This window comes from Flavobacterium sp. (assembly GCF_043756175.1).
Taxonomy (GTDB): Bacteria; Bacteroidota; Bacteroidia; order Flavobacteriales; family Flavobacteriaceae; genus Flavobacterium.
The window spans coordinates 1-10,935 of sequence record NZ_JAYURN010000117.1; the positions used below are offsets into that span (position 1 = coordinate 1).

At 30.3% G+C, this 10,935-nt stretch carries 12 protein-coding genes and 1 pseudogene; 10 read left to right on the forward strand and 3 right to left on the reverse strand.

Features of this window, described 5'->3' with window-relative positions; all coding sequences use genetic code 11:
- Positions 1-43 precede the first annotated feature (43 nt).
- A complete protein-coding gene (locus ACH2BP_RS09595) occupies positions 44-1,072 on the forward strand; it encodes a GyrI-like domain-containing protein (protein ID WP_395059322.1) in 1,029 nt (342 codons plus the stop codon).
- A 5-nt stretch (positions 1,073-1,077) separates the two neighbouring features.
- Here ACH2BP_RS09595 and ACH2BP_RS09600 read toward each other — a convergent pair whose 3' ends face one another.
- From ACH2BP_RS09600 to ACH2BP_RS09610, 3 genes are read right to left on the reverse strand one after another with little or no spacing between them, the layout of a single operon-like run.
- Positions 1,078-1,788, reverse strand: coding sequence for a ThiF family adenylyltransferase (locus tag ACH2BP_RS09600; protein ID WP_395059324.1), 711 nt, complete (start codon positions 1,786-1,788; stop codon positions 1,078-1,080).
- Positions 1,789-1,819: 31 nt separating this feature from the next.
- Complete coding sequence (locus tag ACH2BP_RS09605; protein ID WP_395059326.1) at positions 1,820-2,464, reverse strand: TatD family hydrolase; 645 nt, start codon at positions 2,462-2,464, stop codon at positions 1,820-1,822.
- On the reverse strand, positions 2,464-3,063 hold the full coding sequence (locus ACH2BP_RS09610; protein WP_395059328.1) for a DUF1684 domain-containing protein: 600 nt from the start codon (positions 3,061-3,063) through the stop codon (positions 2,464-2,466). The genes ACH2BP_RS09605 and ACH2BP_RS09610 overlap by 1 nt, the downstream gene beginning before the upstream one ends.
- A gap of 86 nt (positions 3,064-3,149) precedes the next feature.
- Here ACH2BP_RS09610 and ACH2BP_RS09615 point away from each other — a divergent pair, with 86 nt between their 5' ends.
- The 9 genes and pseudogenes from ACH2BP_RS09615 to ACH2BP_RS09655 all read left to right on the forward strand — a co-directional run.
- Entirely contained in the window at positions 3,150-4,382 is a 1,233-nt protein-coding gene (locus ACH2BP_RS09615; RefSeq protein ID WP_395059344.1) for an MDR family MFS transporter, read from the forward strand.
- Between the two features lie 72 nt (positions 4,383-4,454).
- Positions 4,455-5,351, forward strand: a complete 897-nt coding sequence (locus ACH2BP_RS09620) for a coiled-coil domain-containing protein (protein ID WP_395059330.1) — start codon at positions 4,455-4,457, stop codon at positions 5,349-5,351.
- 150 nt (positions 5,352-5,501) lie between these two features.
- Positions 5,502-5,861: a BlaI/MecI/CopY family transcriptional regulator gene (locus ACH2BP_RS09625; RefSeq protein WP_395059332.1), complete on the forward strand. Its 360-nt coding sequence runs from the start codon at positions 5,502-5,504 to the stop codon at positions 5,859-5,861.
- Between the two features lie 4 nt (positions 5,862-5,865).
- Complete coding sequence (locus ACH2BP_RS09630) at positions 5,866-7,446, forward strand: M56 family metallopeptidase (RefSeq protein WP_395059334.1); 1,581 nt, start codon at positions 5,866-5,868, stop codon at positions 7,444-7,446.
- Between the two features lie 121 nt (positions 7,447-7,567).
- The gene (ruvX, locus tag ACH2BP_RS09635; RefSeq protein WP_395059336.1) at positions 7,568-7,978 is read left to right on the forward strand and encodes a Holliday junction resolvase RuvX; all 411 of its coding nucleotides are present in this window, start codon (positions 7,568-7,570) and stop codon (positions 7,976-7,978) included.
- Between the two features lie 14 nt (positions 7,979-7,992).
- A complete protein-coding gene (locus tag ACH2BP_RS09640) occupies positions 7,993-9,483 on the forward strand; it encodes a malate:quinone oxidoreductase (protein ID WP_395059338.1) in 1,491 nt (496 codons plus the stop codon).
- A gap of 72 nt (positions 9,484-9,555) precedes the next feature.
- On the forward strand, positions 9,556-10,140 hold the full coding sequence (gene def / locus ACH2BP_RS09645; RefSeq protein ID WP_395059340.1) for a peptide deformylase: 585 nt from the start codon (positions 9,556-9,558) through the stop codon (positions 10,138-10,140).
- A gap of 67 nt (positions 10,141-10,207) precedes the next feature.
- Positions 10,208-10,744 carry a DUF5606 domain-containing protein gene (locus ACH2BP_RS09650; protein WP_395059342.1) on the forward strand — a complete coding sequence of 179 codons (537 nt, stop codon included), beginning with the start codon at positions 10,208-10,210 and terminating at the stop codon, positions 10,742-10,744.
- Between the two features lie 99 nt (positions 10,745-10,843).
- Positions 10,844-10,935 (forward strand): annotated as a pseudogene (locus ACH2BP_RS09655) (nucleoside triphosphate pyrophosphohydrolase); the annotation flags it as partial.

Sequence of the window (10,935 nt, forward strand, 5' to 3'; positions counted from 1 at the left end):
AATATTTTTTTATATTTTTAACAAAAATTTTATTCATTCCTAAATGAGAATTGCAAAGTATATTTTCTTGTTGCTTTTACTAATTACCGTAACAATCTCTGTTTTTGTAGCAACAAAAGACGGAAATTACACCGTCACAAAAAGCAAACAAATAGATGTTTCAAAGGAAATAGTTTTTAATTATGTATCGGATTCTAAAAACTGGGAAACTATAAATCCTTGGAAAGGAGAAAATATAAAAATAAAATCCGTTCAGAAAATTGGCGAAGAAACCATTTTGCAAAACATAATTATAAATGAGGTTCCTGCCGAGCTAAAATTAACTTTCAAAGACACTTTATCTAAAAAAACAATTATTACTTGGACAACTAACGGTAAATTGAGTTTTAAAGATAAATTTTTAAGCATTATAAATCGTGGAACTCACAACAATTTTGCTGAAAAATTCGAGAAAGGACTTACAATACTAAACACAATTCTTACTACCGAAATTAATAGTTTTTCTGTAAAAGTTGATGGTTTTGTAAATCGAGATACTGTTTTTTATATACAACAAGTAGTTAGTTGTAAAGTTGAAGAATTGCCTGCAAAAATTAAAAAAACACTTCCAAAACTTAATTATTTATTAAAAATCACAAATACACCTGAAAACGGAGCGCCATTTATTGTTTATCATTCGATAGATAGTTTGGCGAATAAAATAACTTTCTCAGTTGCAATTCCGACTAAACAGAAAGTTTTTACTTCGCCAGAAAGCGATATATATACAGGACAAACCAATCCTTTTCAGGCGGTAAAAGCCACACTTACAGGTAATTATAATCACAAAAAAGAAGCATTAGCACAACTGTCTGATTTCATGTCTAAAAATAAATTAGAACGAAGTGATCGTAATAAAATTTTCGAAATTATACCTGTAAATAGTTTAACCGAAAAATCGGCAGCAAAATGGGTTACCGAAATTTATATTCCTGTTAGACCAAAAAAGATTACTATAGCTATAAAACCAGTAAAAAAAGATTCAATAAATACTATGATTGAAAGTAATGTAAAGAATTCTTTGATTCCTTAGGTGTTTTACTTCAACAAATACCTAATTACAGATTCTGCTGCATGCAACCCAAAAAGTCCTGGCATATAACTGTTTGTACCATAAAAAGATTTTTTGTAATTAGAGCCATCAGTCATTTTCAGACTCGTTTCATCTTGTATTTCCGAAGAAGAAACTACTTTTAGTTTATCAATTTTTACGGCTTTTAATCTTTTTCTGATGGTTTTTGCCAACATACAATTGGTAGCCTGAGTAATACAAGAAACTTTTACTTTTGAAGCTTCCATTTTTCCGCCAGCACCCATTGATGAAACTATTTTTACACGTTTGCGTTTGGCAGCAATAATCAAATTTAGTTTTGGCGTCACGCTATCTATGCAATCCAGAACATAATCGAATTCATCAGTAACAATTTCGAAAGCTCTTTCTGGCGAAAGAAATTCCTGAACTCTAGTTAGTTTCAATTCAGGATTTATATCCATTAATCTATCACCAACAACAGTAATTTTTGGTTGCCCAACTGTAGAATGCAATGCCGGTAATTGACGGTTTATGTTTGTAATATCTACAACATCACCATCTACAATAGTCATTTTTCCTACTCCAGCACGAACTAGAAATTCGGCAGCAAATGAACCTACACCTCCTAATCCTACTACTAAGATATTTGCATTTTGTAATTTATTTAAACCTTCTTTTTTGAATAAAAGCTCTGCTCTTTCTGTCCACTCTGCCATAATATGTTTATTCGATTAATTGTTTATTCGGTTATTTGAAAACAGATTGAAAATTAGTTTTAACTATTTCCTGTAATTCTGAAATCTTGATGTTTTTATATTTTGCTGCTAATTCGTATACTTCTTCTAAAGTTTCTTCGATAGTATCGGTTTCTAAAAAAAATCTATCGTAAGGAACAAATTTAAAAACAGATTCTAATTCTGGATTTCTTAATAAATATTTCCCAAACGAAAGATAAAATCCGTTGTCTAAAAGTGATTTTGCTACTTGTTCATTTTTAGAATATCCATGAATAATCATGGGAACTTGAACTTGTAACCTTTTTTTTATTTCAATAATTTCCTGATAAGCCGAAACGCAATGCAAAATTACAGGTTTTTTATATTTTATAGCTAAAGACAATTGTTTTTCGAAAACTTGTGTTTGAATATCCATCGAAATTTCAATTCGTTTGTCTAATCCACATTCGCCAAGAGCGAGACAATTTTGCAATTGTAATTTCTCTTGGATAATTACCAAATCGGATTCTAGTCTAGTTTCATTAATATACCAAGGATGAATTCCTATGGAATAAAAAGGAATTTTCTCATCAAAATCTTGTGGATATTGATTGACAATTTCCAACACATTCTGGTTATTAGTAAATTTGTGTGTATGTAAATTGATGAATTTCATTAGTCTTGAAACTTTTTTACACCAGCCAAAATTTCAATATGTAAGTCGTTTTCCAAAGGAACAATTGGACAAGAGTATTTGTGATTGTAAGCACAATACGGATTGTACGCTTTATTAAAATCGATAATTACCATTTCCGATTTAGGAAAACGCATATCGATATATCTTCCACCAATATAACTTTCTTTTCCACAAGTTAAATCTGAAAAAGGTAAGAATAGATAATCTTTATATCCTTCTTTTTTAGACAAATCGATATTTTGATAAATGTTTAATTTGAAATTTCTACCATCAATAACAAAAAATAATTCGCCATATTTTTTATATTTAGGAAGTCTTGTGGTCGATGTTTTCATTTCGAAAACCTTCTCTTTTTTAGTTCTCACAAACTTTGCTTCCACAATAAATTGTTCATTTATTGGATAAAAATCTAGTGTTTTAAAAACCTTAAAATCTTCTTCTGTAAAAGGACTTTCTTTTATATCTGCATACTCTTTATTCAAATTATTTTGAAATTCTTGAGAAGATTCTACTTTCTTATCTTGGGCATAAGAAATTATAAAAAACAGAATAGTAATAATTAAAAAATATTTTTTCATTGGAAGAATTTTTATGCAAAAATAGTTTAAAAGTTACAAAGCTACAAAGTTGCAATTTTGTAACTTTGAAGATTATATTTCCATTTATGTTTCAAAACTTTTTTAGCCGCTACATTAATAATTTTAAAGGATTTTCGAGAGAAATTTGGATTCTTGCTATTGTAACTTTCATAAATCGTGCTGGTGTGATGGTTGTCCCGTTTTTGTCTAAATATTTAAAAGAAAATTTGCATTTTACTTACTCAGAAGTAGGTTGGATTATGGTCGGTTTTGGACTAGGTTCAGTTTGCGGATCATGGCTTGGCGGGAAATTATCAGATAAAATAGGCTTCTATAAAATCATGCTTTTTAGTCTATTTGTGAGCGGAATTGTACTTATTTTATTGCAATTTATAAGCTCTTTTTGGGGATTGGTTTTAGGATTATTTGTCTTAATGCTTATTGCCGATATGTTTAGACCAGCTATGTTTGTTGCAATAGGTGCTTATGCAAAACCTGAAAATCGTACACGAGCTTTAACGCTAGTTCGATTGGCAATAAATATTGGTTTTGCAGCAGGACCAGCACTTGGCGGATTAGTAATTATGACAATTGGTTATTCTGGGCTTTTTTGGATTGACGGTTTAACATGTATTATTTCAATTATAATATTTGCATTATTAGTCAAAGAAAAAAAGAAATTTATAGATCCAGAGATCGAAACGGTTACTATTTCTGAAGTAAGTTCTGTTTTTCGCGATAAACCTTTTTGGATATTTCTGGTAGCTTGTCTTATTTCGGGTGTATTATTTTTTCAATTATTTACTACCATTCCGTTGTATCATCACGAGCAATTTAACTTAACAGAATTTCAAACAGGATTGTTACTCACTTTAAACGGTTTAATCATTTTTTTCATAGAAATGCCATTTGTTAGTTATGTTGAACGCAAAAATATTAGTAAACTTAAAGTTTGCGGCTGGGGTTTGTTGCTTATGACCATAAGTATTTCGTTGCTAATGATTAATTTTTGGTCAGGAATTTTAATTATTATGATGGTTTTTATGACACTTGGCGAAATGTTTGTTTTTCCGTTTTCTAATTCGTTTGCCTTAAGTCGTGCTCCAAAAGGTCATGAAGGTCGATATATGGCAATTTTTACAATGAGTTACAGTTTCGCACATATTTTTAGTTCTAAAGCAGGATTAGATATTGTCGCGCATTTTGGCTATCAAAAGAACTGGTTTTTGATGACAATTCTTGGAATAATAAGTGTTTTTTTAATCATTTGGGTTGTTAAATTGGTTGATAAAGAAGCTGTAAGCTTAAAAAATAGTTAATTAACAAATTTTAAACTTTTTACATTTTAAAATTTATATAGTTTTGTATATATAAATTTAAAAATTAAAGAAATGAAAACTTTTGTAACTTTTTTAATGTTTGTTTTTGTATTTCCAGCAAATATATTTGCTCAGAATGATAAGGCTAAAATCAGCAAAAACAATTCAGTTGTGATGACTTGGAATAAAAATACTCCTGAACAAGAAATGAAGGATGATATTAATTCTTTGAAGTCAAATAATGATATTATTATTAAATATTCTAACCTAAAACGAAATTCTAAGTCGGAAATCGTAAGTATCAAAATTGAATATACTGATAACGAAGGAAATTCTGGTTCGCAAGAATACAACAACAAAAATGCTATTCCCGAAATAAAATTTCATAAAAACAATGATGAAATTGGTTTTGGGGATTTAAAACCAAACAATAATTTTGCGCTAGGAAATCTAGATTTTAATGATTTACAAAAACAATTCTCTAATAGAATCAAAATTGACACTTTGGGAAATAATGAAATTTTTAAGTTTAATTTAGATGATAAAAATCGAGCAAACATTAGAAAATCGAAAATCATTGTTCAAAAAGACGGTAGAAAACCACTCGTAATTGAAGATGGTAAAATAACTGAAGGCACAAACGATTATTCTAAGGAAGAAATTGATAAAATCCTGAATGAGAATAAATTTAACTCTAATGAAAATTTAAGATTCAATCTAAGTGAAGATAATTTTGATGTAAATAACTTAAAAGAAGAACTTGAAAAAATGCAGAATCAAATTCAAAAAATGACGCCAAATTCATTAGAGGATGAAATAATTGCAAAACCTTTAAAATCAAGAAATGAAGATTTATCTAAAGAAATTAAAGATGCCAAAGAAGAAATGATTAAGGCAAAAAAAGAAATGGAAGAAGCTAGAAAAGAATTGCAAAAAGCTAAATCCGAAATAAAAACTCAGAGAGTTTAATATTTATAAAATATTATCCGACAAAAACAGCCATAATAGGCTGTTTTTTTATTTAAAAAAAAAAATAAACTTAAAAAACAGTTAAATAACTACAAAAATAGTTGTGTAACTAAAATGCTAGTTGTAAATTTGGTCTATAAAATATCAAACATGCAAAAGTTAACCAATAAAGAAGAAGAAGTAATGCACATTTTATGGAAGCTAAAAAAAGCTTTTGTAAAAGAAGTGTTAGCAGAAATTACAGAAGAAAAACCACATTACAATACACTTTCAACCATTATAAGAAACCTCGAAGAAAAAGGTTTTGTATCTTATAATGCTTATGGAAATACGCATCAATATTTTCCAATTATAAGCATTGAAGATTACAGAAAACGATTTATGAATACTGCAATAGATAATTATTTTGGTAGTTCATACAAAAATATGGTTTCATTTTTCGCTGAAGAAAATAAAATATCTGCCGACGAGTTACGTGAAATATTAGCAATCATCGAACAAAAAAAATAACGTTATGGATGCTATTTTTATTTACTTCTTAAAAGCAAATTTACTAATTGTCATTTTTTATTTGGCCTATTATTTTTTGGTTCAAAAAGAAACATTTTTTAATAGTAATCGATGGTTTTTATTATTTGGATTATTTACATCAGTTTTAATTCCGTTATTTTTCATAAAAAAAGTAGTAATTATAGAAGCTTCGAGCTTAGTTGAAACAAATTTATCATCAATATCAAGTACTAATATTAATCCTGTGATAACTGAGTCAATAGATTGGTACAGTATAATGTTAATCGGTTATGTTATAATTTCAATCATTTTGGTATTAAAAATAGTGTCAGAATTAATTTCATTTTTCAAATTAATAAAAAACAAAAAAATAACAGTAAACAAGCCATTTTCGATGGTTGATATTGAAGAAAATATAAATCCATTTTCATTTTTTAAATACATTGTATTCAATTCAACAAAATATTCAAATTCAGAATTAGAGAATATTTTAAATCACGAAAAAGTGCATAGCAAAGAGAAACACTCGTTAGATGTTTTAATAGCGAAAATATATTGTACTATTTTTTGGTTCAATCCATTTGTTTGGTTATACAAAAAAGCAATCATACAAAACCTAGAATATATTGCCGACCAAAAGGCGATACAAAATATTGAAGATAAAAAAGCGTATCAAATGACGCTTTTAAAAGTAGTTACTGATCACAACTGCTTGTCGATTACCAACTCATTTTATCAATCATTAATCAAAAAACGAATTGTTATGTTAAACAAAAATCAATCAAAACAGAAAAACATTTGGAAATACGCTCTCGTAATTCCAGCATTAGTAGCTTTTGTAATTTTCTTTCAAGTGGAAGTTATTGCTCAGGAAAAAATAGCACATCACAAAGACAGATCTTCAGGCACAAAACAAATTTCAGAAATGATTTGGACGAAAGACACTCCAGATGATGAAATTAAAAACGATGTTCAGTCAATGAAAAAAATGGGGATTGATGTTATTTATTCTGACATTAAAAGAAATTCTCAAGGTGAAATTACAGCCATTAAAATTTCAATCAAAGACAAAAGTGGTAAAACAGATAGTTTACAGTATACTGGTGATAAACCAATTAGACCAATTGTCTTACGCAAGGAAATAGATGAAAATGACAACATTAAAGTTAGTTTAGGTGAATTAGCTGAGCTAGATAATTTAAATAAAGAATTATCAGTCCTTGAACCACCAACGCCACCTACTCCTCCAACTCCGCCAATGCATAATTTGGAAAATATGCCTAAACCGCCTACGCCTCCTACTTTTCCTACGCCACCAAATGTAAAAGCTCCGGAAAATCCGAATGATAAAAAGGCATGGAAAAAATTTGAAGAAAAAATGCAAAAGTTTGAAGATGCTTGGAATACAAAAGAAATAAAAGAATATGAAATTAGTATGAAAGCTTACGAAAAAGAAATGGAATCTTACGAACCTGATATGACTGCTTTTGAAAAAGAAATGAAAATTTTTGAGTCTAAAATGGAAAAATTCGAAGAAGAAATGGAAGTTTATCAAGAGAAAATTCATGAAAATCAAAAAAATTAAATCCTCGAAAAAAGGCATAATTAAGAATTAAGTGAAGTAATGGGTATTAAAATAATTTTTATTTTAATACCCATTAATATTTTAAACAAATCTGTAAATAAACTATTTTTGTAGAAAAAAAATGCCAAGAATTCTCGCCATCGATTACGGACAAAAACGTACAGGAATCGCCATTACTGACGAAATGCAAATCATCGCGTCAGGACTTACTACAATTGCTTCAGAAACATCGATAGCATTTCTAAAAGACTATTTTGCTAAAGAAAAAGTAGAAAAAGTACTCATAGGAGAACCCAAACAAATGAACGGCCAACCGTCACAAAGCACTGATATTATCGAAAAATTTGTAACCCAATTCAAAAATAATTTCCCAGAAATGCCGTTAGAAAGAGTCGACGAACGTTTTACATCAAAAATGGCATTTCAAACCATGATAGATAGCGGACTCAAAAAGAAACAACGCCAAAACAAAGCATTGGTCGACGAAATTTCCGCAACAATAATGCTACAAGATTATTTAACTAGACAATAAATCCTAAATTAAAGATGGCTAGACAAAAAATAGAATCCGATATTGTTCTAATTGGTGCAGGAATTATGAGTGCTACATTAGGATTGTTGCTCAAAGAATTAAATCCAAAACTAAAAATAGAAATATTTGAACGACTAGACATTACTGCTGCCGAAAGTTCCGATGCTTGGAACAATGCAGGAACAGGTCACGCCGCTTTTTGCGAACTAAACTATACACCAGAACTAGAAGACGGAACTATCGATTCCCAAAAGGCTTTAAAAATATCTGAAGCATTTGAAGTTTCCCGTCAACTTTGGACATATCTTGTCGAAAAAGGATTGCTTCAAAACCCAGAAAATTTTATCAAAAGTGTGCCACACATAAGTTTTGTTTGGGGTGATGAAAATGTCGAATATTTGAGAAAACGATTCGAAGCTTTGCAACAATTTCATCTGTTTAAAACGATGGAATTCTCTGATAATTTCGAAAAAATCAAAGAATGGGCACCACTTGTTATGGAAAACAGAAAAAGCAAAGACAAAATTGCTGCCACATCAATGAAGTTAGGAACTGATGTAAATTTTGGAGCTTTAACTAGAAGTATTTTCAAATATTTAGAATCGTTAGATGGTGTGACAATGCATTTTCATCATGATGTTTATGATTTAAAAAAACGCGATGACGGTCGTTGGAGAATAAAAGTTAAAGATATTGCAACTGGCGAAAAGAAAAAAATATACACACCGTTTGTATTTATCGGAGCAGGTGGCGGTTCCTTATTATTGTTAGAAAAAGCAAATATTCCTGAAGGAGAAGGCTTTGGTGGTTTCCCGGTGAGCGGACAATGGCTAAAATGTACGAATCCCGAAGTAATAAAAAAACACAGTGCAAAAGTCTACGGAAAAGCATCGGTTGGCGCACCACCTATGTCAGTTCCACATATTGACACTAGAATGATTGATGGCAAAAAAGCATTATTATTTGGGCCTTATGCAGGGTTTTCTACTAAATTCTTAAAAAATGGTTCTTATTTTGATTTGATAAAATCGATTGAATTTAACAATATAAGACCAATGCTAAGCGCTGGAGCAAAAAACATTCCACTCACAAAATACCTTATAGAACAAGTAATTCAATCTTCAGACGACAGACTAAAAGCACTACAAGAATACGTCCCATCAGCCAAAAAAGAAGATTGGGTTCTCGAAAATGCAGGACAACGTGTTCAAGTTATTAAAAAAGACAAAGACGGTCATGGAATCCTCGAGTTTGGTACCGAAGTAGTTACAGCTCATGATGGTTCATTGGCAGTTTTACTTGGTGCTTCTCCAGGTGCATCAACAGCAGTGCAAATCATGATTGATTTAATTACAAAATGTTTCCCAGAAGAAGTAAAAACAACACTTTGGCAAACTAAACTTAAAGAAATGATTCCATCTTACGGGCAATTATTAAATGAAAACCCTATTTTGTGTGACCAAATTAGAGCAAAAACTAATGAAGTTCTAAAATTGAAAGTTTAGTTTTTATTTTGTTAAGATTTATGACAATCATTTTAAATTATTTACTTTTGCACTTTATATAATATATTAAGAATGATTTTACCAATTGTAGGTTACGGCGATCCGGTTTTACGTAAAGTATGCGAGGAGATTACCAAAGATTACGCTAATTTAGAAGAAACCATTGCAACGATGTACGAAACCATGTACAATGCTTGCGGTGTGGGATTGGCTGCGCCACAAGTAGGTCTTCCTATCCGTTTGTTTATTGTAGATACAGATCCGTTTAGCGATAGCGATGATTTATCTAAAGAAGAAGCAGAAGCTCTAAAAGGTTTCAAGAAAACTTTTATTAATGCTAAAATGCTTAAGGAAGAAGGCGAAGAATGGAGTTTTAACGAAGGTTGTTTAAGTATTCCTGACGTTCGAGAAGATGTTTACAGAAACCCAAATATAACAATCGAATATTACGACGAGAACTTTAATAAAAAAACCGAAGAATACAACGGATTGATTGCTAGAGTTATTCAGCACGAATATGACCATATTGAAGGTGTTTTGTTTACCGATAAAATTTCGGTATTCAAGAAACAACTCATCAAAAAGAAACTTCAAAATATCATGGAAGGCAAAGCACATCCTGATTATAGAATGAAATTAGTGACAAAAAAAAGATAGGTTTTAATAAATAATTTATTAATTTCGATTTTTACAAATTAACGATTCAAACGATTAAACAATAAAAATGAATTTAGAAAAAATATTAGCGATTTCTGGAAAACCAGGATTATACTCTCTAAAAGTGCAAACAAGAACTGGTTTCGTTGCCGAATCTTTTATCGACGGAAAAAGAATAACAGTAGGTTTGCGTAGTAACGTAAGTTTATTATCGGAAGTTTCGATGTATACTACTAGCGACGAAAAACCGTTGGCAGAAGTAATGAGAAATATTGCTAAAAAAGAAAATAACGGACCAACACCCGCTTTTAAAGATGATAAAGCGCAATTGTCAGCATATTTCTTGCAAATTCTTCCTGATTACGATCAAGAAAGAGTTTATGCTTCAGATATTAAAAAAGTATTAAACTGGTATAACATTTTGCAAGCAAGAGGATTAGTTTCTTCTGAAGAGTCTGCTACAACTGAAGAAAAATCAGAAAAAGTTGTTTCTACCGAAGCTAAACCAGCAAAAGCTCCTAAAACTGTAGCTCCTAAAAATGCAGGAATGGCTGCTGCCAAAAAGGCTCCAGCTCAAAAAGCGACAAAGTCAACAAAGAAATAAGATTAGTCATAATGTCTTAAAGTCGAAAGTCATAAAGTCTCAAAATATTTTAGACTTTATGACTTTCGACTTTTGACTTTAAGACATTTTAACATAATTATGAATAACCGCCAACAACAACTCGACGCTTTCAATCGATTACTCGATGTAATGGATGAATTGCGTGAAAAATGTCCTTGGGACAAAAAACA

Bases quoted from the DNA above. Each gene is read 5' to 3' on its own strand.
- ACH2BP_RS09595 (WP_395059322.1), top strand. From the start codon at position 44: ATGAGAATTGCAAAGTATATTTTCTTGTTGCTTTTACTAATTACCGTA.
- ACH2BP_RS09600 (WP_395059324.1), bottom strand. From the start codon at position 1,788: ATGGCAGAGTGGACAGAAAGAGCAGAGCTTTTATTCAAAAAAGAAGGT.
- ACH2BP_RS09605 (WP_395059326.1), bottom strand. From the start codon at position 2,464: ATGAAATTCATCAATTTACATACACACAAATTTACTAATAACCAGAAT.
- ACH2BP_RS09610 (WP_395059328.1), bottom strand. From the start codon at position 3,063: ATGAAAAAATATTTTTTAATTATTACTATTCTGTTTTTTATAATTTCT.
- ACH2BP_RS09615 (WP_395059344.1), top strand. From the start codon at position 3,150: ATGTTTCAAAACTTTTTTAGCCGCTACATTAATAATTTTAAAGGATTT.
- ACH2BP_RS09620 (WP_395059330.1), top strand. From the start codon at position 4,455: ATGAAAACTTTTGTAACTTTTTTAATGTTTGTTTTTGTATTTCCAGCA.
- ACH2BP_RS09625 (WP_395059332.1), top strand. From the start codon at position 5,502: ATGCAAAAGTTAACCAATAAAGAAGAAGAAGTAATGCACATTTTATGG.
- ACH2BP_RS09630 (WP_395059334.1), top strand. From the start codon at position 5,866: ATGGATGCTATTTTTATTTACTTCTTAAAAGCAAATTTACTAATTGTC.
- ruvX (WP_395059336.1), top strand. From the start codon at position 7,568: ATGCCAAGAATTCTCGCCATCGATTACGGACAAAAACGTACAGGAATC.
- ACH2BP_RS09640 (WP_395059338.1), top strand. From the start codon at position 7,993: ATGGCTAGACAAAAAATAGAATCCGATATTGTTCTAATTGGTGCAGGA.
- def (WP_395059340.1), top strand. From the start codon at position 9,556: ATGATTTTACCAATTGTAGGTTACGGCGATCCGGTTTTACGTAAAGTA.
- ACH2BP_RS09650 (WP_395059342.1), top strand. From the start codon at position 10,208: ATGAATTTAGAAAAAATATTAGCGATTTCTGGAAAACCAGGATTATAC.